Here is a 26,502-nt window from a genome sequence, read left to right as displayed (position 1 = left end):
GGAGAAAAATGAAATGTTATATTTTTTTACTGACCCTTACAAGGATGAACTTATTTATTCAGCAATTGCAAGATATCATTGCTATACAGGGAATATAGATTATAAAGATACCTTAGAAGAGCTATTTGGAAAAAGAACAATAATACCTAGCTTTGAGATAGGAAGTAATATAGAAGCTTTGGTCAAAAATTTAGGTGGTAAATATACAGCAGATTACATTATTAATAAACACACCATATTTCCTTTCTACAGTCCATTTTTGCCTGGTAAGAGAAAGAAGCAAGCATTGAAGGAAATAAAACTTCAGGATGGAAGGGGCCTTTATACAAGATTAGGAATAATAGCTGGCAGCATATGTGTTAAGGATGGTATTTATTATTGTCCATTTTGTGCAAAGGATGATATAGAAAAGTATGGTGAAGCATATATTCACAGAGAAGATCAGCTTCAAGGAATATCAGTGTGTTATAAGCATGGAGTTAAATTAAAAAGATATCCTATAAGTAAGCAGCAGGTTAGCAGGCTTCAATATATAAGGTTTGATGAAAGGCTACTTGATTTAAATGAAAACAAATCAAACAACGATAAGTATGAGGATAAATTATTGAAGTTATCTAAAGATGCTTATTACCTGTTGAATCAAGATTTTACAAGGGTTTCTAAGGAAGATATACATAAAAGGTATAAAAACCTATTATATGAAAGAGATTTGGCCAGCTCTAGTGGGAGAATTAGGCAAAGAGAACTGTATGAAGAATTTATAGCTTTTTATGGTGAGGAATTTTTAAAGTTAATGGAATCAACTATTGATATTGATGATGAATTTAATTGGTTAAAGGTAGCTACTAGAAATAGAAGTAGAGTAATTCATCCAATTAGACACTTGTTATTAATAAATTTCTTACAAAAGGATATATCAGAATTTTTTAAAGAAGTAAATCACAAATACAATCCCTTTGGAAAAGGCCCATGGTTGTGTTTAAATAAGGCTGCTGATCACTATGGAAAAAGAGTAATTGAGAAATTAGAAATAACTGAAGATTACAAAACCAAAGTACCTGTTGGAACTTTTACTTGTTCCTGTGGCTTCGTATATTCAAGAAAAGGACCAGACAAAACTGAAGAGGATAAGTATAAAATCGGAAGAGTTAAATGCTTTGGGGCTACTTGGGAAAATAGACTTAAAGGGTTACTTAGCAGTAGAAAATATGGAGTAAGGGAAATTAGTAATGCTATGGGGTGTGATGCTAAAACGGCTATAAAATATGCTGATAAGCTAGGATTACTTTCTTCTATAAATACAGAAGCTGTGAACTGTAAATTAAAAGAAAAAATTGAGAAATTAAATACAAGTTTTGAGAGTATCTATAAAAATGATGTTGATAATTTTATAAAAAATAATGAAGGTTGTACAAGGCAGCAGCTTAGAAACAGCTTAAAGAAACAATATATTTGGTTATATAGGCATGATAAAATCTGGCTTTATAATAAGCTCCCTGAAGCTATACCTAGAGCTAAAAGAAATAAAAATAATAAGGAAAGAGTAGCTTGGGATAAAAGAGATATTGAAATTAAAAGCTTAATAGCAGCAAAAAAGAAGGAAATGCTAAATGAAGAAAAGCCAATTAGAATAACAAAATCAAGTATAGGAAAAGCAATAGGATTACTTGCTATATTAGATAAAAAAATAGATAAATTGCCTAAAACAAAGGAATATTTAGATGAAATAATTGAAAGTGTAGAACAATTTCAGATTAGAAGATGCAAGCAAATAATTGATAAAAAGTTTAAGGAAGAAGAACCTATAAAGCTTTGGGAGGTTCAAAGAGAGGCAGCAATTAGAACTGAAGCCTTTAGAAAACTAACGGGGAAATTACAGAAGTATATAAATACGGGGGATAAGAAATGAGTAAGCGAGAAACAAAAATAAAAGGATGGCCTTTTGAAAAGGGAGAACGTGTTGAATTAATTTGGATAGGAGAACCTTTTAAACAAAATAATAAATGGATGGTGAATGCATATTTTAATGGCATTAAATATACTAGAAAAGTAATAGTTGACTGGGCTAGTGTTCATTTTCTAGTTGCTGAAAAGTATTATGTAGATGGTGATTTAAATAATGCAGAAGAACCAGAAAACAGTGAGGTCATAGATATAAACTTAAAGGGTGCTAAAGCAAAGTATATGGAAAGGGATTGGAACCTTTGGGTTAATGGTTCTAATAATCAAACAAAATCAAAAACCTTTAGCTTCTTTAGCAATGGTGAATTATATACAATACCTATAATTGAAATAATAAGAGCTGTTTTAGCACCGAGTAAGTTCATGCTGTACAGAATACTAGAAACTGATAGCTTTGATAACTATTTTACATATGATTTGGATAAAAGAAGACTTGATATGCATTTCACTTATGAATATGAGCAAAGGTTGTTAAAAGCTGATAAGATAAATCATTTAGCTTGGCTGTTAACAAACATTAGCGCATTAAAAATGTTTAATAAAATAGGACAAAATATGTGGCAGCTTGGAGAGTTGAAGTTTGACTTCTTATTGGATAATTTTAATACAAGAGCTAGAGTAGAAAGAAAAAATAACTATACTAAGATATTGGAAATACTAGCCTTGAAAAGAAAAAGGATTAACGTTGAGGAAATAAACATATATCATCCAAGCTTGGAGGAAACTAAAGGTAGCAATCAAGCTAAAATAAGAAAATATGTTAATAAGAACTCCAATTCAAGCAGAGAACTAACCTCAGAAGGTGATGGATCAACAAAAACATCAGAAGAAATAGATAGTTCATCAATAGAACATGAATATGAAAGACTTCCCCAAATAAATAAAAAGAAAAAAGGTCTTAGAATAACAAGAAAAGTTGAAGATGAAAATACCAAGAAATATGTTTTGGAAGATGATCATTTAAGAACAACAGCAGATGTTGGTGGAGAAGAAGTAATTAGAGGATTAGAGTTCACAAGTATAGATAAAGTTGAAGAAAAAGGTGAATTGGCAGGGTTTGTTGAGGTATTGAAGCTCTTAGAAAAAAGACCTAACATAAAATCAGTTAATATAATTATTGGAGAACTTCACGAAGGGAGAAAAGGTAAGAAATTTGCAAGACTTAGCGATGGAATTACTAGAAGAAAATATGCTATTGGACAGGTTATTATGAGGGATGGAAGAGAGATTAGTTTGATTGATGTTGAGAGAGAAGATAGGGCATTGTCGATGTTGGTATTAAATGCAAAGGTTAAGGTTAATTGGAGGTGGGTTTATAATAGTTTATTGATTGCATTGGTTGATGAAAGTGGAAAATGGAGTAATAAAATTATTAGAAACACGGAAAAAATGGGAATAATAATATGCAGAGAAAAACATATAAATAAAAAAGTTATGGGAATAGAAAATGCACTTTACAAAAAGTTAATGTAAAGTACTAATAGTGAATATGATTGTTATTTTATATATAAAGGTTTCATAAAAATAATAGAGTTTAAACAATTTGATAATAGGAGTATAACATTTATTTTTGAAAAGTATATATAAAGTGATTTTTTATATAATCATAGTTTGAAATAATGTTTGTAGTATAATATTAAAAGGATAGTTGTGAACCATAGAATGCATATTTATAGGTATTGAAAAGGCAAATAATGTGAGATACAAGTTTCTATGTGGATAGGGAGTGAGAGGAATGAATGAATCTATATCATTTAGACCAAGGGCTAGGCTTATGGCACAGTTGGGTGAACAATTAATAAAAGATGAAAATATAGCTGTATTAGAACTTATAAAAAATTCATATGATGCAGATGCAAAAGAAGTTAAAGTTACAATGAAAAATTTAGAAAGTCCAGATCAAGGGGTAATTATCATAGAAGATAATGGTGATGGAATGTCTTTTGATATAGTAAAAAATTGCTGGATGGAACCTGGAACAGACAATAAAGAAAAAAAATTAGAAAAAATGATAAAAAATAATATACGCAGTAAATTAAATAGGTTGCCAATGGGAGAAAAGGGTATAGGCAGATTTGGGGTACATAAGTTAGGAAGTAAAATCACTTTAATTACTAGAGCAGAAAATCAAAAGGAAGTTTATATTGAAATTGATTGGACAATTTTTAACTCAAGTAAGTATTTATCGGAAATACCTATAAGAATTATAGAGAGGGATAGTAATGAAAAGTTTTTAGGTGAAAGTTTAAAAGGAACTAAAATTATTATTGAGAAATTAAAGGTTAAATGGAGTAGAGGAAAAGTTAGATCACTATATCGTTCTATAAACTCATTAAACTCACCATTCAAATCTATAGATTCTTTTAATATTATATTTGACATTGATAATAAAGACTGGATAAAAGGGCTTGTTAAATATGAGGATATAAAAGACTATGCTCTATTTAAATGTACAATGACTTTATCTGGAGATAAAATAAAAGATTATAGGTATGAGTTTATTCCATGGAAATCCATGAATAAACTTGAGTATAGAAATAATTTTGAAACTGGAATTGATATGTTTGAAACCGTTAGGAAGATGGGCAATAATGGTAAAACGAGAAGAGGAAACGAGAGCATCGATTTATGTAAGTTTAAAATAGGTGATGTTAAGATAGAATTATTGAGTTTTGATTTGGATACAAAAATTCTAAATATGAGTGTTAAAGATATACAAGGGTTAAAGACATACTTAACTGCTAATGGAGGCATTTTTGTTTATAGAGATAATATTAAGATCTATGAAGCTGGTGAAAATGATTGGTTAGGATTAGGTGCTCATCGTGTAAATGCACCTGGAGATAAAATAAGTAATAATTTGGTTTTAGGTAGTGTCAATATTGATAGAAAAGATAGTGGAGATTTAAAAGAAAAAACAAATAGAGAAGGATTTATAGAAGATGCTGCCTATGGTATTTTTAGAAAGGCCGTTTTGTTTGCTGTAGGAAAATTTGAAAGGGATCGTGCGTTGGATAAACAGCTTTTAAGAAAATATTATGGAGCAACTTCAAAATCGGAACCAGTAATTGCAGCAGTAAGTGAAGTTAGGGAAAAGGTAGAAAATAAAATATCAGATAAGAAATTGAAAAAGGAAATATTGGGGTGCCTTAATAATATTGAAAAAGACTATAAACATATTACAGATATATATCAAAAAAGTTCCAGTGCAGGTTTAAGCATGAATGTAGTTTTACATGAAATAGATAAAATTATTTCTGAACTTGAATATGCTATTATTGCTGAAAATACATCTGAACATATAAAAATGCTTGTAAAAAGATTAGAGATTTTAACAGATGGTTATTCATCAGTAATGAAATCAAAATCTATCAAAATACTTAACTTGAAAAAGATAATTAAACAATCACTTTTTATGGTTGATTTTAGATTACAAGCCCATGAGATTAAAGTAATGGAGGAATATATGAATAACGATCAAATTTTTAAAGCTAAGGGAAATGATAATTTGATTGCTAGTATTATAGTTAATATTATTGATAATTCAATATGGTGGCTTAATTTTGCAAAAGTAAAAAATAAAAAAATATATTTTGATATTACGAAAGATATTCCTGGGTACATAAGCATTATTATTGCTGATAATGGAAAGGGATTTACAATACCAACAGAGATGGCAACTAAACCATTTATTACAGATAAGCCAGGTGGTATGGGACTAGGATTGCATTTAGCAAGTGAACTAATGAAACAACATGGTGGTAATCTTTTATTTCCACAATTTGATGATTTACAATTGCCATGTGAATTTGGACAAGGGGCAATAGTAGCGTTAGCTTTTAAGGAGGAATAATATATGGAATTAAGTAATAGTCAAAAAGTTATTATAATTGATGACGAATATGAGGAAGCAAAGCCGCTTATTAAGTGTTTAGCTATAAAAGGTATACCTTCAATATATTGGGATGGTGGATATGAGAATACTCCTAAAGCACCGTTAAAAGGGGTGAGACTTGTATTTTTAGATATGAGATTTTCTGCTGTATATGATGAGAGAAATATTAATACATTTTTATTTCACTTATTACAAAAAGCAATAAGTATTGATAATGGTCCTTATATTCTTTTTATTTGGAGTAAACATGATAGTGAATATTTAGAAAGCTTTAAAAAGGATATATTAATAGAAAAACAAATTGCGAGTCCATATTTAATTTTAAATATGGAAAAGAACAAATTTATAGAGCAAACTTATGAAAAGAACAGTGCGTATTATGAGATAGCTAGTGCTATAGAAGAAAAGGGAAATAAAGAATTATTAAAAATTTTGAAAGATAACATAGATAAGGGAAATGAAAAAGTTAAGATTAAAGATGGTGGAATAGAAAAGTTAGCAAGTGAATTAGATAAAAAGTTAAAGAATATGAATTCATTATCTATTCTGTTATTGTGGGAAAAACTTGTTAATGTATCAGCACAAAATTTAATTAAAGATATATCCGATTTATCAGATAATGATAAATGTTGGGATAATAATATTAAAACATTAATTAGAAATTTAGCAAGAGCAAATGGTGGAAAAGCTTTAGAAGAGACACCAAAAGGATATATTACGAATGCGATACAGGCATTAAATGAAATGTTATCAGATGAACTTTGGAATTCATTAATAAGAGAGGATATTAATCAAGAAGAATTTTCTTTTATCAAGGAACCATCTATTAAAAAAATAGCATATGGTACTACATATTCAATTTACAAATCCAGTAAAGGTACATATTGTATTAAGAAGGACAATAGTGATTATATAACGTTTAAGGATATAAGTAGTTTAAGTGAAATGAAAGATAAAGAGGTTGTTATTGAACTTTATGAAAAATATTTAAGCCTTTTAGCAGAAACTAATTTCAAATTGCTTTGTGAGAATACTGGTAATGATAATGTTTTTGCTAAATTAGGTGGGTTATATTTGATTGAGAATAAAGAATTATTGAAAGAAATATGTAGATCGTCGTTAAAAAATATTGATCAAATCAAAAATATTAAATTAGTTAAACTAGATATATCTTCAGCATGTGATTATGCACAAAATAAATTGAAAAGAATTAGGGTTTTATATGGGATTATAATAGAAAAAGAAAATTTTAATGCAGTACAAAGTACAGAAGATATATATTGTACACCGTTGATTAAATTAGATAAAAAAATAGTTAAGATAGTTTTTAATTTTCATTATATATCTAATCAAAAAAAAGATGAATTAGATACAAGTGCAGTGAAATTATTTTTTAGAGAGTTATTACTTAATGAAATTAAACATAGATTATCAAGTTACATATCTAGGGTAGGTATTATAAATCTTTAAGGTTGGATGAGAAATTAGTTAATTAGTTGTTTATAATAGAAATTTAACATAGTATGATGTATGATAATTCCCAAATACATAATTAAAAGTCTTTGTTTCACATGGAGGGTGGAGTATTGTAGCCTATATGTAAGTTAACCATTGATATGATTTGCATATAAGGTACAATACTTACAGAATCCCTACCAAGCGATATGGTATGGAAATAAATCATATTAGAGTAAATTTTGGCTATTCAAACCAATAGTTCCAGAAATTATTCATATATGTGCAAGTTTTGTTGAATTTTTCAACAAAAATAGGGTCAAAAATATTCTTAAAATTGATTAGGTTTTGACATTCTATTTGGAATTCTTTTACTGAAGATAATGAAAATTCTAGATTATCATACTGTGAAAGAGTATCATCAGATTCATTTTCGTATTGAATTTCGAAATAAATATTTATGTCTTCTATAATTTGTTGTAGAATTTGTTTAACTGAATCAATCCAATATCCATCATTATAAGAATTTAATGACAAATCTTCAAAATTGAAGTTAACCACACTTAAGTCAATATCTTTATCACTTTTATTTAACTTAATTAGACTAATTAAATTATTAATTTCATTTAATTTCGATAAATACTTTTCTTCAAAACAATTATCATAAATATCTGATATTAAATTATAAAAATAGTATAAAGCGTCTAATTTATTTTTAAAAGCAGTAAGATAAACTTCCCTTACTCCAGCATTAGGATCATTGGTTTCAACTTGAGTTAAGTAATTTGTTGATATCCAATTGCTGCATAATGATGCTCCAATTGAGTGACTTAATTCATATTCTGTATATCTATGAAATGATTTGCCCATTTTTACTCCTCCTTTGGTAATTTACTAAATTTTATACTTAATAAATATATTAATTATAACACATAATTTTCAATGCTAAATAAATGCATAAAGTAAGGATTACTAAAAAATTTATTAAAATATTAAGATAGCCAAATGCAAATTAAAATACTATTTACATTTAACACTTAACCTGGTATGCTTTATATTGATATATTATTTTGAATAAGGGGGTGGAGGAGTATGAATTTCTTAGACTTGTTTGCAGGAGGGGGAGGTCTTTCTGAAGGATTCTTAAGAAATGGCTTTGAACCAATAACACATATAGAATTAGATAAAAATGCATGTAAGACATTAGAGACAAGATCCGCATATTATTATCTCAAGAGAAATAATATGTTGCAATTGTATAGAAGATACCAAAAAAGTTATAATGAAACAGATGATGTTAGGGAAAGAGAACGAGAAATACTTCTATCTCATATTCCTCAAGGAATTTTAGAACCCGTATTAAATATTGAGATTTCTAAAAAAACATTACCAGAAATATTTGATAAAATTGATCAAAGATTGAATGTTGTAGGTCAAGAAGATGTTGATATTGTAATTGGTGGACCTCCATGTCAAGCATATTCTTTGGTTGGACGAGCAAGAGATGAGAACAACATGGAAAACGATCCAAGAAACTATTTATATAAATTATATATTAGATTTTTAAATAGATATCATCCAAAATCATTTGTTTTTGAAAATGTTCCCGGAATATTAACAGCATTTAATGGAAACTTATTTAGGAACATTCAAGCATATATGAAAAGAGTTGGATATAATATAGAGGCTCATAAAATTGATGCAAAAGATTTAGGTGTTCTCCAAAGTAGAAAAAGAATAATTATTATTGGATGGAGAAAGGATTTAAAATTTACATATCCTATATTTGAGCCTGTTATTTCTGATTATACAGTTAATGATATATTGAATGACCTTCCAAAGTTGAGAGCTGGAGAGAATTATCGTGAATTCACTTATAGGAAAAGTGTAAACAAATGCCTCTTAAAGACTAAAATAAGAAACAAAGATGATATTGTTACACATCATATCTCGAGAAATCATACAAAAAGAGATTTAGAAATTTATAGGTTGGCACTGGATAAATGGAATAGAGAAAAGGCTAGAATTAAATACACAGATTTACCAGAATATTTAAAGACACATAAAAATCAAACATCTTTTTTAGATAGATTTAAAGTGGTTGCCGGTGATAAAAAATATTCACATACAATAGTAGCTCATATTTCAAGAGATGGACATCATTATATTCATCCAGATATAACACAAAATAGATCTCTAACAGTACGTGAAGCTGCTAGAATCCAATCTTTTCCTGACGATTATTTTTTTGAAGGTCCAAGAACAGCAAATTTTGTTCAGATAGGAAATGCAGTACCACCATTAATGGCAGAAAAAATAGCATTATGGTTTAAAGAGACATTTGCGAGAATATGTTAAATAAAAATTAATATGTAAATTGTGTTTAAAAATGTAGTGGAACAAGAGATTCTGTTTCACTACATTTTTTGATTTTGTGTTAAATACAACTGTGTGAATTTTAAATAAATTGGTGTAGAATAGTGTTATAATTGGTAAATATGGGGGACGGTATATGTATAATGATATTATAATAAAATCAATAAGGAAACTTAATATATATTATAAAGACAAGAAAATTAAATTCTATGGATTTGAAAATAGATTAATAAATGAATTCTTAAATGAAGAAAATAATGCTAATGTTTATATTATACCAAAAGATAATACTTATTTCATTTTAATATTTATTATTTATTCAGGATTAGTTCAATATTTAGATAATATATATTCAAAAGGTCATAATTTAATTGATGAGATAAAATTGGGTGATATATTAGAATACAGCAAAGCAAGATGTAAATTTATTGGTTTAGATAATAATCTGATAAGTCTTAAATTTGCAGATGGGCTAATATATAAACTTCCTATTGAACAAATATATAAAATAAATATATATAAAGGAAATGCTAATACTTTAAATAAGTTTCCCAGAAATATTAATCGAGGTGCGAAGAAGGCCAGAAACATAATAGCTAGATTATTGGAAATTGATAATGATGTATTTTCAAAAGTAATAAGTAGTTCGACTTTAATTGTTGCACAAAAAGATAGTGTATTCTCGATTATAGAAAATTTAAAGATACAATTTGATGGAGAAATGTTAGACATTGGAGAAGTTTTTCCAATGGCATATTGTTTATCAGAAGATAATTATTATTATTTTAGAGGAAATTCGTCAAAGCAAGAACCAATAATAAAATTTACATCTAAAATTTATAATGCAAAGAATATTATAAAGAAAAATAAAAAGATAAGATCGGTTGTTATATTACAAAATAAAGTAAACAGAGAAGACTTGGAAGATGTAATATATATAAGTGAGAAAAATAACATTGAAAAAACTCGTTTGTTTTTGCAACCAATAGAAATTGAACACTATATGGCTGAACAGTTTGTTTTAGAAAACTTTAAAATTATAAATATTAACAAAGATTTTTATAAAGATATAACTGCACAAGATATTAATACATTTAATAAGCGACAGTACAGGTTAATTAAGAATTATGCAAGTGCAACAGAAAAATATGTAACCATTAAAGATTCAAATAAAGATGTTTACAGAAAAGATATATTAAAAAAATGTAGAAATTTAATTAGTATATTTGAAGATAACAATAAAATTATTAAATTTGTAATAGGCGCTAGAACGTTGGCAAAAAGATTATCTAGCATGATTGTACCATTACCAGAATATGAAAGCTTTTTTGAAAGTAAAAATCTGAAACAGTATACAATAAAATCAATTTTAAAAGAATTGAAAGAATTTTCTAAGAGTGAATTTGTAGAGTCACTATCAATTGAATCAAATGTTCTTATTAATAAAATATATGGAAATTGTTTGAATTTATATTATAGCGAATTAAAAGTAAATGATAAGTGGAATGAATTGGATAAAATTATAAAATTATCAATGAACGAAAGAATTGGAATCATAATAGAAAATAAAAATATAAGAAGAGTATTTAGAAGATACTTAAAGATGAGATATCCATTAAAAAGTAATATCTCTGTAGAATCAATTAATACGATTAAAGAATCTATCTATGAAAGTATAATATATACTTCTAAATTAGCTGATAATTATTATTGGAACTACAGAGTTTTAAATTCAAATAATAATGTTTACATTTTATTTAAAAGTGAAAAAAATAATATAAAATATTTAAAATGCAGGTATCTAAGATTTATTAAGCAAGTAAATAATTCGAAAATAGAACAATGTGACAGCACAATAAATCATGATAATGATGATGAAAAAATCATCTTTGAGAAATTGGAAGCAAAAGAAGAGATTGATTTAAATAATGAATTAGAAAGACTTATAGCAACTAATTATATACCAATAAATTTAAATACAGGAAAAAATCAAAATTCTATGATGTGTGAATTAGTTCTAACTTTTCAAACTGGAGAGAGAGCATTTATAACATCTCAATATGAAGCATACATTCTAAATGAAGGAAGGGAGGAAATTGTCAATAAAAAAGCTAAAAATATTGAGAAAGGAGATGTTATGCTATTTATAGAAGAAATAGAGAAAGATCTAATTGATAAAATAATGGCTGATCTCATGAATATAGAAGAAATCAAGGATAGATATGATAAAGACTACAATTTGGTGAAATTATGGAAAATAGAGCTTAGTAAGTATATGATTATCCATAATATTACATATAATGAATTAGAAAAAAAATTAAAGATTAAAGGCATATCAAGGTGTGGGGCAACAATTAGGTCATGGCTTGTAAATTCTGTTATTGGACCTCAAGATCAAAAGGTACTAAAAGCTTTAGGTGAGATAACATCATTGAAAATTTTATTGAATAATTATGCTCAATGTTATGAAGCATGTTCAAATATACGTAAATTTCAAATCCATATTCGTAAGGCTACGGCGAGATGTCTTTTAAAATCTTCAATTGATAAAGATGAGGATAAGTTAGATTTATTAATTAGAAATAGAATTGAAAAAACTGTTACCTATATAAAAAAAGTAAAAGTACAGAATATTTATCCGGTAAGAAAACAAATTCCTATGTACTTAGCAAATAAAGTTATTGAAGAATAATGGGGTGAGAATATATGTCAAATAAATTAAGAAATATCCGTGACGATATATATCATGCAGTTAGAGAAGAAATTTTGGGACCTGGATCAGAACAAACAGGCTTACCAATTGAAGAGGAAATAATAACTGATAGACCAAGTAAAAGATATTCCACTGGAATATTATTTACTAAGCAAGAATTGCAAGTTGTAACTAATGATTCAATTAGTACAGATAATAATACTGAAGATGATTTGAATGAAAAAGAAAGTAAGAAACAAAAACAACATATTTATAAAGTAGATGAGGAATTTTATGAAGATATAAATAATTCACATATATTAAAAAAAAGTTCAATGGGAATGACTTTTTTCTGTAACAAGGATTTAGATAAGCTATTAGTTCATGTAAATGGAGCACGTTATAAAGAAGTTAAAACTAGTGAATGCATGGTTAGTTATAATGGAGATTTATTGCCATTAAAAGATTCAGAAGTATCTATGGATATATATTATGAAGATGGATTTTTAAAACTGAAAAATAGAATTGATATAAGTTTTATAAATAGATTTAAAGAAAAAGGATATTTTGTAAACAGAGAAACATTAGAAAATGCACTATATAAATTGCAAAAACAAAGTAGTAATAGATATAAGGCATATAAAAGACATCCAATTAAATTTAATAATCCTATTGAGATTAAATTTGATAAAGGAAATTATGGTTTCTTTGAAATAAAAGATGAAAAATTAAAGTTATTTGTTTTAAAAAGAGAATACCATGAAAAATATAGTATTACAGTCATGCTAGTAAATGAAAACAACTCAAAAGGTTCAGATGAAAAGTATGTTTTTCAACCAGAGATTAAGGTGAATTCCGAGGAAAATAATTTTAAATTTTTGAGTTCTAATATTGAATACGATAATGAAGACAAGCTATTGAAATTGTTATATAGACATAAACAAAGTTATGGTTCAGGCCATGGAGTTTCAGTAGATTTTTCTAATATAAATAGAAGAACTGGAGAAGGCATAATAAAAACTGAATATATGCCAACATATGAAGTTGCAAGTACTGAATTTAATATGAAAGAAATAAAAGATATTGAAAATTTAGTTTTGCCAATGTTAAATTTATCAATTTTAAGTGACTTTTGCAAAGAAAAAATAATAGATTTATTAAATAAGTTTATTGAAAGTTATAAACAATGGATAGACAAAAAAAATGATGGAATAAATAATATAGGATATGACCAAATATATAAAGATGTAGCAGGAGATAATATTGAAAATTGCAAAGAATCTTATAATAGAATGAAGGAAGGTATTAAGTTATTACTTGAAAACAATGATATGTTTGAATCTTTTAAATTATCAAATACAGCAATGTTGATTCAAAGAATTCAATCAAATTATCCTAATGACCTAGAAAAAAGCAATTCAATTGATATGTATAAAAATTATGAAATAAAAGAGGCAAAATGGAGAGGATTCCAATTAGCATTTTTGTTAATGACAATACCATCTTTAGTTGATTGTAAAAATAAATATAGAGATATAGTGGATTTAATTTGGATACCTACTGGAGGTGGAAAAACAGAAGCTTATTTAGGAGTTTGCGCATTTACTATATTTTACAGAAGAATGACCAAGGGTAAAAAAGGATATGGAACTACAATAATAATGAGGTATACATTACGTTTATTAGCTGCTCAACAATTTGAAAGAGCCAGTATATTAATATGTGCATGCGAATATTTAAGGGAAAATGATGAAAAGTTATTAGGTAAAGAACCAATTTCAATAGGATTATGGATTGGTTCTACTCAAACTCCTAATACACTACAAGATGCTACTTATCAAAAGCGAGAACTTGCAAAAAGTGAATATGCTGATAATAAGTTTCAATTAAGAGAATGTCCATGGTGTAAAACTAAATTTACGACTAAAGCTTATGATATTTCTAGAGGGAGAAATAAAACTTTTAAATTTGATTGTCCAAACCACAATTGTCATTTTAGTGGCGATTTACCTATTCAAATAATAGATGAGTTGTTGTATAAAAAACCACCAACATTGTTATTTTCAACTGTTGATAAGTTTGCAATGTTACCTTGGAAAGGAGAAACAGCATCTTTCTTTGGATATGGTAATGATAATGCGGCACCCGAATTAATTATTCAAGATGAGTTACACTTAATATCAGGACCATTAGGTACGTTGGTTGGGCTATTTGAAAATTCCATAGATTATTTATGTAGTAGAAAAGGAATTAGACCTAAAATAATAGCATCTACAGCTACAATATGTGAAGCTGATGAGCAAATAAAAAATTTGTATAATAGAAAAGTAAAACAATTTCCTGCACCTGGAATAGAAATTGAAGATTCATTTTTTACAAGAGAAAGTAAACTTGAAGAGAAATTTGGAAGGCTATATGTTGGCATAGAAGGAATAGGACAAACACAAACTACTACTGAAATAAGAATGTTTGCGGCTATTTTGCAGAGAATTGGAGTAATGAATATATCTGATGAAGAAAAGGATAAATATTGGACATTAGTATCATACTTTAATAGTATTAGGGAACTTGGCAAAGCTTCAACACTTGTCTGTGATGATGTAAAAGATTATATGGTTCGTATGGCGAGAAGAATAAAAGATTCAAGATATAAAAGACAACTATATGAGGCTAAAGAATTAACAAGTAGAGTAAGTTCATCTGATATAGTTAAAACATTGAAGGATTTAGAAATAAAGTATCCTGAAAAGGGAGTTATAAATATGCTATTGGCAACTAATATGATTTCAGTTGGCGTAGATGTTCCAAGATTAAATATAATGTCAATAATAGGGCAACCTAAATTAACATCAGAATATATACAAGCATCTAGCAGAGTTGGTCGTAGTGATCCAGGGATAGTTTTTACATTGTACGATGGAAGAAAGTCTAGAGATGATTCACATTATGAAATATTTCAAGCATATCATCAAGCTTTTTATAAGTATGTTGAACCAACAAGTATTACTCCATATTCAGAAGCTTCTGTTGATAGAATGCTGCATTCAGTGTTTATTAGTATGATTAGAAATAGTACAAGTTTAAATAGCGATGATTCAGCCATGAATATGGAGATAGAGAAAGATAATATAGAAAAAATAAAAGAATATATTATTGAAAGATCATCAGAAATAGAACCAACTAGTGTAGAGTATATAAGAAATAAACTTGAATATATAGTGAGTTTTTGGAAAGAAAAATTAAAAAATGAAGAGGACCAAGTGAAGTTTGTTAAGGGAAATAATCCATTAATAAGTGGGTTTTATGATAAAAATACTAATATAAAGGGAATTCAAACAATGACATCAATGAGAAATGTTGATGGAGAAGTTGGTATTAAAATATTTGAACAGGAGGCAGAAAAATAATGAGTGATTTAAGAAATAAGTACCAAATTTCAATAAAGAAAATGAAAGTTAGAGCATCTACATTAGTTTTTCCGTTTGGGACTGGAGCTATGATTGATTTACCTAATTGGGTACTTATGACAGCTAGTGGTGAATATTGGGATAAAAAAAAGTTAAAGACTATACATGATGAAAGATTGGAAAATGTACTTAGAGTTAGAGGATTTAAGTCTCCTGTTATTAGGCAAGATGATGATATAGATAATGTTAAAAAAGATGAAAAATTATATATGCCATTTGTACAGTTCCCAACTTGGTACTTTTGCCCTAATTGTAGAAGCTTTAAAACATTAAAAGAGTGGGAAAAGGATTATAAGAAGGCAAAGGGTGAAGATGAAGTGATGAGAACACCGTTTTGCTGTAGTAAAGAGCACAAATATATGACTAAATTAGTACCTGCAAGGCTTATAGTAGCTTGTGAAAATGGACATATTGATGATTTCCCATGGATAGAATGGACACATCTTAAAGATCACAAGAAAATTTGTGATAATCCTCAATTAGTTATTAAAACTAGCGGAGTTTCATCTGGTCTTGAAGGAATAACAGTTGAGTGTAAAACTTGCAATGCTCGAATAAGTTTAAGTGGAACATTTACCAATAGTGGTAAAAATGAATTTGAAATGTTGGAGGAAAAGGTAAAAAATGAATCTAAAGGAAAAGAAAAATTAGTTCAAGATAATTTTTCTTTACAATGTAAAGGAAACAGGCCTTGGGATGGAACAAAAGATGAAAAGTGTGGACTATACCCAACAACATTACAAAGAGGTGCAATAAATGTATATTTTCCAAAGATAGAAAGTTCAATAGTTATTCCGCCGTATTCAGATAAATATACTAAAATGGTGGAAGAATCATTAGAGTTTGAAAAATTAATTATTAAATTAGAAGATGAGGATAGAGAAAATAAAAAAGAAGAATTTATAGTTAAAGCGATTAACGCAATTTCAAAAGAAAAAGCAATTGATGAAAGTGTAGTTAAGAATATAATTTTGAGAAAACTAGAAGTTAAGGAAGAGCATGAAGAATGTGATATTGATAAAATAAAATATAAAGAAGAAGAATATAAGGCATTGATTGGAGAATTAAGTTATGATATTTCTAATCAAGCTGATTTTAAAATTATTCCTCAAAAAGTGAAAGAGTATCATAAAAGTTATTTGAGTAAAGTTGTTTTAATTCATAAAATGAGAGAAGTAAGGGTGTTAACTGGGTTTTCACGGATAAATGGACCTGATAATAATATTATGGATAGTGATAATGAAGGAGAATCAAGTAATAAAAATTATAAATTAATTAAGCCATTATCAGATAAAGATTGGTATCCAGCTATTGAAGTTAATGGTGAAGGAATATTTATTGAATTAGATGAAATATTGATACAAAAGTGGATAGATGAAAATCCAGAAGTAACAGAAAGAATAGCTAATATAAACGGTAAGTATCATAAAATTTTATTGGATAAAGGATTTTCTATTAGAAAGATAACACCTAAATTTGTGCTATTGCATACTCTTTCACATTTAATAATCAAGGAATTAAGTTTTAAATGTGGATATAGTTCAACCTCTCTTAGAGAACGTATTTATTGTAATACCAAAGATAATGGTTACCACATGTGCGGAATTATGATATATACAGCAAATGGAGATTCTGAAGGCACATTAGGGGGATTAGTTAGGCAAGGGAAAAGTGATAGATTGCCTAATATTATTGATAGTGCAATAGAAAAGGCAAGATTTTGTTCATCAGATCCTGTGTGCATAGAAAGTTTAGGTCAAGGTAGAGACGGATTAAATTTGTCCGCATGTTTTTCTTGCTGTTTAGTGTCAGAGACAAGTTGTGAGGAATTTAATACTTTATTGGATAGAGCATTAATAGTAGGAACATTGGATAATAAAAGTATAGGGTTTTTTAATAACTTTAGGTAACATTAACGGGTTTAACTTTTAAATGCAATTTAAAGAAGAAATTTAAGCAACTATATAAAATAAACAAATGAAGTTTCATAAAACTATAAATAAAGAATTACAGTTATTTTTACAGTCTAAGATTTGTTGAGAATAGTGAGATGAGTATATAATGAAAAATAAAAATAAAATTAGAGTTTATTTAGATTACAATATTTACAATAGAATTTGCGAAAACATTATTGATGATAGTATTTTTAAGAGCAATAATGTAAAGGTTTTTTTAAGTGTAGCACATGCTGAAGAATATTATAAGGCATGTAAAAATGATATTAATAAGCAAAATTCCAAGAAATTAACTGATGTATTTAATGAAATGGTTTCATTAACACCTTGTGGAATATTAAACCCAAGTAAAACTAGAATTAAAAATATAAATGAAAAGTTTAATGATTGTCTTGAGAGGGTAAAAGAATATGATACTGGTGATATAGTTATTAATAATGGAAAAGTATTGCATGATATTCAAAAGGAATCTGTCAAGTCTTATGTGAAAGATAATAAAAAAGTTATAAATTACTCAAATTTATCATGCAATGAAGTATGGAATCAAAAAGAAATTATAGAAGAATTAAATAAATATTCAGGATATATTGATAAATATAAGAAAATTACTTTTATGCAAATTGCATCTTTATATGGATTTGAGCAAGCAGAAAGTATTTGTAATATTAAATCTGATGGATTTCAATTAAAAGAAAATTGTTATAATAAGCTAAAAAATAACTATTCTTTATTAGAATGTGTTATAGAGTTTTTATACAATGTATTAGGTGAATGTGGATATAATCGAGATAAACAGGAGCGGACAGCTATATCAGGAATTCATGATGTTCAGCATTCGATATATGCAACATATTGTAATTATTTTATTTCGGAAGATGAGAGTTTTTCAAAAAGAACAAATGCTGTATATACTTATTTAGGAATAGAAACACAAGTGATTCGTGCTTTTGAATTTCAAAAAATTATAAAAGGGATAATTAAAGAGTAATTGCAAAATATAAAAGAACAATATTTTGCTCAAACTTTATTTCAAAAATAAAGTACTTCAAAAATAAAAGCAGCCCAATTTTGATCAAACTTTATTACAAAATTCACTTCAAGTCTCAACGAATTTAAGCCGTTTCTACGGCTTATTTTGATCAAACTTTATTTCAAACCAACAATTTTATGTTTTGTATAAAAAATGTTGGAAACTATAAATAAGGTTGGAAACTAAAATATTGCTAAAGGTTTAACAATAATAGTGCTGACGATATTTAAAAAAAATTTTAAATTAAGTATTATTTATAGTTATTATAGAGAATGTTTAAATATAGAACTTGATATACTCATCATGAGTATATCAAGTTCTTATTTTATATAGTGAAATCATGAGTTTTTTGAAAATTAATATATACAATATATTGTATAAAATAGTATAATCTACTTATAAATTAATTCACAAAGGTATTTTATTGCATAAAAAACTAAGAAGGAGGTTACTTCTTATGGATTTAGATATGGCTCCACTTGTAATAGGAATTTTAGGCGGCATTTTAATGATAATTTTAGGTTATATAAGCAATAAAGAGGATGAAAAATAAAAAAACAGGTCATGGGGATTAAAAAATAAAGGCGTTTAGTATCTGTTAATTTGAGTGGCAACATTACATACAAATCTAAATAAATCAATAAAAGAAAGAAGGATGAATATGGCAACAAAAAATTTGAACACAAATCAGTTTCTCATTACAATTCCCGCAGGTAAGAGACTCATAGCTAAAGCAGTTATTTCTCTTAAACAGATAAAAAAAGCATTAGAAAGTAACACGATTGTTGTTATTGCAGGAACTACCAATGCTTATGTTGCTGAAGAATTGCTACTTTCCATTGATCAAATTGGAGACTTTTCTAAAAACACATTTTTCCGAGGAGTTACTACTAGGCCAGGCAGAAAAATAAAAACAACTAATGACAGCTATTTTAACAAGGATATTGTGATTGAGAAAGGAAAATGGGTCAAAGGAAAAACAATTTATGATGTCGCCGAGAGTCTTGGTCATGGAGATATTATACTGAAAGGCGCCAATGCCGTTGATTCAGAAAGAAAGATGGCAGGTATACAAATTGCGAATCCAACCATTGGCACAAGTGGGCCGATTATGCAAGCCGTTATCGGCAAACGCACAGAGCTTATCATTCCTGTGGGATTGGAAAAAAGAGTTTTCGGTGATATCGGACAAATTGCATCAAGGCTTAACGCTCCTTCCACCACCGGATTAAGGATGCTTCCAATAAGCGGCACCATTATAACAGAACTTGAAGCTATTGAAATTCTAACAGGAGCTTCAGCAGAACTTGTTGCTGCTGGAGGAATATGTGGTGCGGAAGGCAGTTGTTGGATAGCCATTACCGGTACTGAGGAACAGCTTCATACCGTATCAGGTATTATTAATTCTGTTATCAATGAACCATCGCTTGATTATTAATAACACACTACCAAAAGGATACTCTATGGTAAACAGTTTTCTTATATTGTTTACTAACTAAGGTCACATCAAGATATTAATTCCAGTATGTGACCTATTTTTATACATATAAACGTTCATTTTAACCTTGATTAAAATTTATAAAGAATTTTAGCCAAACCAAATTCATTAAATATAAAGAAACGTCCTAAAAACATAGCACAAATAAATATAAAAGGTTCTATTTCCAAATAGCTTGTCTGTATATCTTTCTTTTTCACTCTTCTATTAATCATCTTATACAAACAATAACCTAATATTGCTCCTAAAGTATTCGTTATGAAATCATCAATATCTGTACATCGAGTATTGAAAAGCTGACTTAATTCTATTAATATAGAAAAAGAACTTCCAATAATTACGGACTTCCATTTGTTCCAACTTGTCCAAATTAGTGGAATTAAAAATCCAAGAGGAATAAACAACATGATATTTAAAACATAACCTACTACATCTATATCTTTAGAAAAAGGTATTAGATTAACTTCATTTGGGTTTATTTTCAATCCATACATTTTAATATTATATAATGTTCCAGCACCCGTAAAATGTAGAACTCCAAAAATATAAATTGCAAAAATAAAATTCCAAATTAATTTTCTTTTTTTATTTCTCATTTCATCTTTTCTAAATACTGCCTGTAGAATCACATATGTGATAAAAAACGGAATTAAAACAGAAAGCATTTCATATCCAATCAAAATCCAATTATTTATATCATTCATTATAACTCTCCTTTCCTCATATACATCAAACATGCATGTGAGATATTGTCGTTGATATATCAATTCACCTATTATTTTTTATATTTTGTATAATAACCAATATTAAAAATATAATTTGTAAAATCGTATAAAATTTAGATACTCTCTAAGAAAGCTGTAAACAATATCTAATTGTTTTAAAAAGGAAGATATTTTAAAATACAATATATATTATATTAAAAGCATACTATAGGAAAAATTTTTAAGCAATTTTCAAATTAGTATTGACTATATATTATATCAATTTACTTTTACATATCTCATTGTTTTGCTGATTTTTACCATATATTATTAGTTGATATTCAAATGTTAATAAAAATATTTCCATAATATTCTATAGTATATGTGGTAGCACCAACATTTCCGGCAAAACCCATGTTAAGACAAAAAATGGGTAATTGTAATTAGATAATGATATAATTTACTTATTATTTAGTTCACAGTTGTAAATTATTACGTCACAATTATTAAATATAAAAAGGTTAAATTAATATGAGGTATTATCCGGATGACCACATGGAATGGTAGGAAGTAGTTATAAATTAAAGATGTAGAAGGTGGGATAAAATGAACGCAGTTTTGACAGTAATACCAATTATACTTATTAGGTATGGGCTTTTAAGTATAGTAAACAAAGAAGCACTTAAACGTGCGGGTTTATTTGCTCCAGTAATCGGAAGAGAACAAGTAGCATATTGGGTTTATCAAATTTCAACTATCCTTATTTTACTATATTTGCTATTACTTAAAATCAGGGCAGACTCTGAGTGGTTTTACATAGGTCTAATAATCTATAGTTTAGGAATTATTTTATATGGGGTATCTATAATAAATTATGCTAAGCCTAAAATGAGCGGAATAAATTTAAATGGGTTATATCGAGTATCCCGAAATCCTATGTACATTTCATATTTTATTTATTTCTTAGGGTGTGTAATTCTAACTCAATCATGGATATTGCTTATGCTATTAATATGTTTTCAAATATCAGCGCATTGGATTATTCTTTCAGAAGAAAGATGGTGTATTAAGGAATTTGGAGAAGTGTATATAAAATATATGAATAGAGTAAGACGTTATATTTAGATAGATTCCTATATTATTATAAAGAGAGGAAAATTGGAATGAAATCAGATGTATATTATTTTACAGGTACAGGAAATTCGTTGGCAGTAGCTAAAGATATTGCAAAAAAAATAGAGGGTGATCTTATTTTTATTCCCTATGCACTAGGGAATGGTATTATTAAAACTGATGCAAAAGTTGTAGTAATAATATTTCCAGTTTATATGTGGGGGATACCTCTCATTATTGAAAGATTCATTAAAAACTTTGAAGATCTTAATGATAAATACGTTTATGCAATTGCTACACATGGTGGTATGCCTGGTGTTGCAATCAACATACTTGAAAAAGTAATAGAAAGTTGTAAAGGAAAGCTTTCGGCAGGATTTACCATAAATATGCCTGGTAATTACGTGCCAAAATATGGAGCATTTCCCGAAGAAAAGCAAAAGAAATTGTTTGATAAGTGTGGTGAAAAAGTTAAAGTCATTGCTGAATATATTAAAACTAACAAGCAGGGTAAAAAGGAAAATAACAACATACTTGTAAACTTACTATTTTCAAATTTAATTTACAACCATTCAGCTAAGAATATTGCCAAAATGGATAAGAATTTTTGGGTTGATGAAAAATGTAATAAATGTGGTATATGCCAAAAGATTTGTCCTGTTTGCAATATTGATATGAATAGTGGAAATCCAATATGGAATAATAAATGTGAACAGTGTTTAGCTTGTTTGCAGTGGTGTCCTCAAGAAGCTATTCAATATGGAAAGAAAACACCAACTCGTAAAAGATATCATCACCCTAATGCCAATATTTCAGATATTTTAAATCAGGCTAAGAAATAATAACTCTCCCCATCTAAAACGGTTTTTAATACTAAACGTTATAAATTGAACAACGGATTAGATTAATGGGGTACAGCCATCATTATACGAATTTACAACGTTAAGCATTAAAGTTTGCTAATTTCAGAAGTTTTAAGCCTTTTAGACGAAATTTAACAATATATTTCATCAAGTATACCCTAAGGACACTATTAGAATATGTTTCACTAGGGTTATAAAAATGATATATGAAATGTTTCAAATACAGATAGACCTCTTATGCAACACCTGTAAATTTGCATATAGGGGTAGCATACGCAAAAATGATATTTCGTACGGTAAGTAAATTACAAGCCCATAAATGTTTTGTGTTGTAACATTCTTATTAAACGCAATAACTTTTTTAGTATTTTTAAGGGCATTGATTTGCTCTTTTTATTTATTCACATAAGTATTTATACGGATATACTTATAATTATAAGCCTGTAAGGATTGATTAATTGTATATTGTGAGATTGCTGAAGACAGATTAGGACATTTTATCTTATAATTAATATGGATTGTGGCAAAAATACTTATAAATTGTGACAGCTTCAAAATATAAAAACATATATTTTAGCCAGTATTTTATGACAATATTAATTATAACTCACAATAACAAAGTTTGATTAAAACTAAATAGAATGGCAATACTAAACTTAGATGTTTAGTATTGGGAAAGCACGAAAAAATAAAAGCTAGACATTTTAAATTAGGAATGTTTAGATTTTTATTATATCTAGGAATGAAAAATGGCAAAAAGAACACATAATATTAATAAAATGCTTTTACTCAATTCTTCTAAAAGCGTAGTCCTTCTAGCTGCTAATCCAACTATATAACCATTTTATGCGAATAATTTTGATAATTCTTTACCTATCCTATTGCTTGCCCCAATAATAATTACTTTTTTCATAGTTACTTTCTTCCACCTAATATATTTCATATATACAGTACAAAGCCTTTTGTTATAATAGGGTATACCTTTATTTTTCATATTTTCCCGTCCATTCTTCCATTGTTTCAGGTGGCCATCCACTTGGACAATCATTCTTGCACTCTGACCTTCCAAGATATCTGTAATTGCATATTATCCCTCCATTTGCAATAGTCTTGGCTCTTTTTACTCTTATGCTAACAGTCTTCCAATATGCCCAATCCATTAAGCAAAGATATGGCACTAATTCTTCAAGATTTTGAGACTTCCAAAATTTAAATAAGGCACATTCAGTCATATCTAAGCCATATAAAAAATTATTTTTCCCTTCAATAAAATTAAAAACCCAATCTCCATCATATTTTTTCTTATGAGATTCTTCAGCGTGTTTTCTCCACTTATCAATATTACTGTCTAAGTAATAATCTCTATTTATTATCAATCTATTTTTTATTGAAATTGTATTATATATGCCTTTCGCCATTTCGAAAATAGATTGACCTATAATTCTAGTGTTAAATTCTTCATTTTTAAGTATTTTTGCAATAGGCATAAGAACTGAGGAATAAGTTAAAAATGAGAGCATTATATTATCATGACCACCTATATCAGGAATATTAGGAATTAACTCTATAAAAGTTTTTTCTGCTTTATCCATCCAATACTCAGTTCTTTGTATTCCAAAATACCTGCATAATACCTCATTTTGCTGTTTCTTACTGTCTCTAAACAATTTAATAAGTTCATTTTTGTTTTCTAAATAATAATTATTGCATTCCATATCATAACCTCCATTTTTATTTTATTGAAAGATACCTTTCCAGCTATTATATATAAAAATAATAAATTCTTCTTGATACTTTTCTATCTAATACTTTGATTGTCCATAATTACGCTTCAGTTCTTTTACGATTAGGGTTTACAAAAGGGCAGAATAAAATTGATATTCCAAGGAATATAAAGCTTAATTTAAAGGTTGCTGTATAAGCATTAGAATAATTTTTCTTAAGTTCTACTTTAGTAGTTTTTATTGTTTTAGTTAAATAATTGTTTATATGGGATGCTTTTTGCAGCAGCGCTTCTCTTGTTTTGATGTCTGAACTATTCTTTATAGTAGTTTGGGCATCTTTTTTTAGTTTTAAGGTAATGTTCTTTTGTATTAAGTTAAAATTATTTTTATTCAGGGGAGTTAAATTGCTTTCAATAATATCTTTTGTTTTTTTATCTAAAACCTGAGAAGAGGATACATTGCTAATTAAATATTTTTTAGTGTTGTTAAATGCAATATTTTCTCTATATGTTAAGCTGCAAGTCATAATAGCAGTTAGCACAAGGAGAAATAATTTTGCTATTATATTGTTTAAACCAGAAGCCAATCCGGATTTCTCATTTGGAACATCAGAAAGTGCGTAAGCCACTAATTGACCGCTAGGAGCACCTGAGCCTAAACCTGCAATGAATAATATTATTATAAAACTCAATTTAGTTGTGTTAGAAGTAACATGAATTACTAAAAAAATTGAAATTATACATATGATAACAGAAAAAAATACTACAGTAGATGTTTTGAATTTTGTAGTTAACTTTCCGGCAATAATTGATGAAATCATAAGACCTAAAGCGTAGAAGAAAATTATATTACCACTTTCTGAGGCAGTATAATTTGATATTCCATTAAAAAAGAAATTAATAAAATTAGTAAAAATTACGCTTATAATTGTTATAAAACCTATAGTGCAAGATGGGATAGAGAAACTTCTTATTTTAAACAATGAAAAATCTATTATAGGATTAGAAATTGCTTTTTCTAGAAGTGTAAACCCAATAAAACATATGGCACTTAGTATAAATAAAGCAAGTATTCTTTTAGAAGTGAAACCATAGTTGTTTCCTTCAATAAGTGAATATGTGAGGGTTGAGAGAGCAACAGCTAAAATAATTGTTCCAATAAAGTCAATACTTTTATTGCCATTTTGATTAAAACTTTCTTCTATAAAACTAAAAATTAATATAAAACTTATAAGACAAATAGGTATATTAATAAAGAAAATGTATTTCCAACTGGAGCACTGAATAATATATCCTCCCAAAGATGGACCTACTGCTATAGCTAAGGCACAGATAGCTCCCCATATACCTGCAATAAGATTTCTTTTTTCTTTTGGAAAAATTTCTAAAGCAAGTGGAATAGAAATAGTCATCAAAGCAGAAGCACCTAAGGCTTGAAGTCCACGTCCTAATATTAAAATATTTAAAGAGCTAGAGACAGCACAAATTATTGAAGCTATTGAAAAAATAATTAAGCATATAAGAAGAACTTTTTTCCTTCCAAACATATCTCCCAATTTGCATATTGGAATTAAAGTACTTGTACTTACTAGAGCAAATATTAACGTTACCCACATTACAGTGTTTAAATCTGAATTAAAGTATTTCTCTATAGATGGCAAAGCAATGTTAACTACTGAAATATCCAGATTACCTATGAAACCAACCAATAATAATCCTACAAGACCTAAATAATTTTTTTTATTGTCGATAATAGCCTCCAACATATT

Annotated in this window: 17 protein-coding genes; 12 read left to right on the top strand and 5 right to left on the bottom strand. The window is 27.7% G+C overall.

The features are described from left to right. The first annotated feature begins 13 nt into the window (after nt 1-13). From CLRAG_RS11120 to CLRAG_RS11105, 4 genes are all read left to right on the top strand, one after another. A complete protein-coding gene (locus tag CLRAG_RS11120) occupies nt 14-1,909 on the top strand; it encodes a TnsD family Tn7-like transposition protein (RefSeq protein WP_065078504.1) in 1,896 nt (631 codons plus the stop codon). Beyond that, nucleotides 1,906-3,435, top strand: coding sequence for a Tn7-like element transposition protein TnsE (locus CLRAG_RS11115; RefSeq protein WP_065078503.1), 1,530 nt, complete (start codon nt 1,906-1,908; stop codon nt 3,433-3,435). The genes CLRAG_RS11120 and CLRAG_RS11115 overlap by 4 nt, the downstream gene beginning before the upstream one ends. Before the next feature lie 262 nt (nt 3,436-3,697). Further along, nucleotides 3,698-5,815, top strand: coding sequence for an ATP-binding protein (locus tag CLRAG_RS11110; protein ID WP_065078502.1), 2,118 nt, complete (start codon nt 3,698-3,700; stop codon nt 5,813-5,815). Between the two features lie 3 nt (nt 5,816-5,818). Continuing rightward, nucleotides 5,819-7,327, top strand: a complete 1,509-nt coding sequence (locus CLRAG_RS11105; RefSeq protein WP_065078501.1) for a hypothetical protein — start codon at nt 5,819-5,821, stop codon at nt 7,325-7,327. 231 nt (nt 7,328-7,558) lie between these two features. Here CLRAG_RS11105 and CLRAG_RS11100 read toward each other — a convergent pair whose 3' ends face one another. Beyond that, entirely contained in the window at nt 7,559-8,182 is a 624-nt protein-coding gene (locus tag CLRAG_RS11100; RefSeq protein ID WP_065078500.1) for a hypothetical protein, read from the bottom strand. A 222-nt stretch (nt 8,183-8,404) separates the two neighbouring features. On the opposite strand from CLRAG_RS11100, the gene CLRAG_RS11095 reads away from it, so the two are divergent. The 6 genes from CLRAG_RS11095 to CLRAG_RS11070 all read left to right on the top strand — a co-directional run bounded on the left by CLRAG_RS11095 (nt 8,405) and on the right by CLRAG_RS11070 (nt 20,270). After that, on the top strand, nt 8,405-9,670 hold the full coding sequence (locus tag CLRAG_RS11095) for a DNA cytosine methyltransferase (protein WP_065078499.1): 1,266 nt from the start codon (nt 8,405-8,407) through the stop codon (nt 9,668-9,670). Nucleotides 9,671-9,824: 154 nt separating this feature from the next. Beyond that, nucleotides 9,825-12,380, top strand: a complete 2,556-nt coding sequence (locus CLRAG_RS11090) for a DrmE family protein (RefSeq protein ID WP_065078498.1) — start codon at nt 9,825-9,827, stop codon at nt 12,378-12,380. A gap of 14 nt (nt 12,381-12,394) precedes the next feature. Continuing rightward, nucleotides 12,395-15,787, top strand: coding sequence for a helicase-related protein (locus CLRAG_RS11085; protein ID WP_065078497.1), 3,393 nt, complete (start codon nt 12,395-12,397; stop codon nt 15,785-15,787). Then, nucleotides 15,787-17,757: a DUF1998 domain-containing protein gene (gene drmB / locus CLRAG_RS11080; protein ID WP_065078496.1), complete on the top strand. Its 1,971-nt coding sequence runs from the start codon at nt 15,787-15,789 to the stop codon at nt 17,755-17,757. The genes CLRAG_RS11085 and drmB overlap by 1 nt, the downstream gene beginning before the upstream one ends. A gap of 151 nt (nt 17,758-17,908) precedes the next feature. Beyond that, nucleotides 17,909-18,790, top strand: coding sequence for a hypothetical protein (locus CLRAG_RS11075; protein WP_065078495.1), 882 nt, complete (start codon nt 17,909-17,911; stop codon nt 18,788-18,790). A gap of 703 nt (nt 18,791-19,493) precedes the next feature. After that, nucleotides 19,494-20,270 carry a hypothetical protein gene (locus CLRAG_RS11070; RefSeq protein WP_065078494.1) on the top strand — a complete coding sequence of 259 codons (777 nt, stop codon included), beginning with the start codon at nt 19,494-19,496 and terminating at the stop codon, nt 20,268-20,270. Nucleotides 20,271-20,401: 131 nt separating this feature from the next. Here CLRAG_RS11070 and CLRAG_RS11065 read toward each other — a convergent pair whose 3' ends face one another. Continuing rightward, the gene (locus tag CLRAG_RS11065; protein WP_167351569.1) at nt 20,402-21,034 is read right to left on the bottom strand and encodes a VanZ family protein; all 633 of its coding nucleotides are present in this window, start codon (nt 21,032-21,034) and stop codon (nt 20,402-20,404) included. Nucleotides 21,035-21,640: 606 nt separating this feature from the next. Between CLRAG_RS11065 and CLRAG_RS11060 the strand changes: the two genes are divergently transcribed. Both CLRAG_RS11060 and CLRAG_RS11055 read left to right on the top strand, forming a co-directional pair. Next, nucleotides 21,641-22,159 carry a methyltransferase family protein gene (locus CLRAG_RS11060; protein ID WP_065078493.1) on the top strand — a complete coding sequence of 173 codons (519 nt, stop codon included), beginning with the start codon at nt 21,641-21,643 and terminating at the stop codon, nt 22,157-22,159. A gap of 38 nt (nt 22,160-22,197) precedes the next feature. Further along, on the top strand, nt 22,198-22,989 hold the full coding sequence (locus CLRAG_RS11055) for an EFR1 family ferrodoxin (protein WP_065078492.1): 792 nt from the start codon (nt 22,198-22,200) through the stop codon (nt 22,987-22,989). Between the two features lie 865 nt (nt 22,990-23,854). On the opposite strand, the gene CLRAG_RS20880 is transcribed toward CLRAG_RS11055, so the two are convergent. From CLRAG_RS20880 to CLRAG_RS11045, 3 genes are all read right to left on the bottom strand, one after another. Further along, the gene (locus tag CLRAG_RS20880; protein ID WP_167351568.1) at nt 23,855-24,004 is read right to left on the bottom strand and encodes a hypothetical protein; all 150 of its coding nucleotides are present in this window, start codon (nt 24,002-24,004) and stop codon (nt 23,855-23,857) included. Then, nucleotides 23,994-24,725 carry an L-2-amino-thiazoline-4-carboxylic acid hydrolase gene (locus CLRAG_RS11050; protein WP_065078491.1) on the bottom strand — a complete coding sequence of 244 codons (732 nt, stop codon included), beginning with the start codon at nt 24,723-24,725 and terminating at the stop codon, nt 23,994-23,996. The genes CLRAG_RS20880 and CLRAG_RS11050 overlap by 11 nt, the downstream gene beginning before the upstream one ends. 109 nt (nt 24,726-24,834) lie before the next feature. Beyond that, complete coding sequence (locus CLRAG_RS11045) at nt 24,835-26,442, bottom strand: DHA2 family efflux MFS transporter permease subunit (RefSeq protein ID WP_065078490.1); 1,608 nt, start codon at nt 26,440-26,442, stop codon at nt 24,835-24,837. Nucleotides 26,443-26,502: the final 60 nt, after the last annotated feature.

The sequence above is a fragment of the Clostridium ragsdalei P11 genome (assembly GCF_001675165.1).
GTDB classification, from domain to species: Bacteria; Bacillota; Clostridia; order Clostridiales; family Clostridiaceae; genus Clostridium_B; species Clostridium_B ragsdalei.
The sequence above is the reverse complement of the archived record's forward strand: the minus strand, read 5'-3'. Positions and strand labels throughout refer to the sequence as shown.

Bases quoted from the DNA above. Each gene is read 5' to 3' on its own strand.
- CLRAG_RS11120 (WP_065078504.1), top strand. From the start codon at position 14: ATGTTATATTTTTTTACTGACCCTTACAAGGATGAACTTATTTATTCA.
- CLRAG_RS11115 (WP_065078503.1), top strand. From the start codon at position 1,906: ATGAGTAAGCGAGAAACAAAAATAAAAGGATGGCCTTTTGAAAAGGGA.
- CLRAG_RS11110 (WP_065078502.1), top strand. From the start codon at position 3,698: ATGAATGAATCTATATCATTTAGACCAAGGGCTAGGCTTATGGCACAG.
- CLRAG_RS11105 (WP_065078501.1), top strand. From the start codon at position 5,819: ATGGAATTAAGTAATAGTCAAAAAGTTATTATAATTGATGACGAATAT.
- CLRAG_RS11100 (WP_065078500.1), bottom strand. From the start codon at position 8,182: ATGGGCAAATCATTTCATAGATATACAGAATATGAATTAAGTCACTCA.
- CLRAG_RS11095 (WP_065078499.1), top strand. From the start codon at position 8,405: ATGAATTTCTTAGACTTGTTTGCAGGAGGGGGAGGTCTTTCTGAAGGA.
- CLRAG_RS11090 (WP_065078498.1), top strand. From the start codon at position 9,825: ATGTATAATGATATTATAATAAAATCAATAAGGAAACTTAATATATAT.
- CLRAG_RS11085 (WP_065078497.1), top strand. From the start codon at position 12,395: ATGTCAAATAAATTAAGAAATATCCGTGACGATATATATCATGCAGTT.
- drmB (WP_065078496.1), top strand. From the start codon at position 15,787: ATGAGTGATTTAAGAAATAAGTACCAAATTTCAATAAAGAAAATGAAA.
- CLRAG_RS11075 (WP_065078495.1), top strand. From the start codon at position 17,909: ATGAAAAATAAAAATAAAATTAGAGTTTATTTAGATTACAATATTTAC.
- CLRAG_RS11070 (WP_065078494.1), top strand. From the start codon at position 19,494: ATGGCAACAAAAAATTTGAACACAAATCAGTTTCTCATTACAATTCCC.
- CLRAG_RS11065 (WP_167351569.1), bottom strand. From the start codon at position 21,034: ATGAATGATATAAATAATTGGATTTTGATTGGATATGAAATGCTTTCT.
- CLRAG_RS11060 (WP_065078493.1), top strand. From the start codon at position 21,641: ATGAACGCAGTTTTGACAGTAATACCAATTATACTTATTAGGTATGGG.
- CLRAG_RS11055 (WP_065078492.1), top strand. From the start codon at position 22,198: ATGAAATCAGATGTATATTATTTTACAGGTACAGGAAATTCGTTGGCA.
- CLRAG_RS20880 (WP_167351568.1), bottom strand. From the start codon at position 24,004: ATGAAAAATAAAGGTATACCCTATTATAACAAAAGGCTTTGTACTGTA.
- CLRAG_RS11050 (WP_065078491.1), bottom strand. From the start codon at position 24,725: ATGGAATGCAATAATTATTATTTAGAAAACAAAAATGAACTTATTAAA.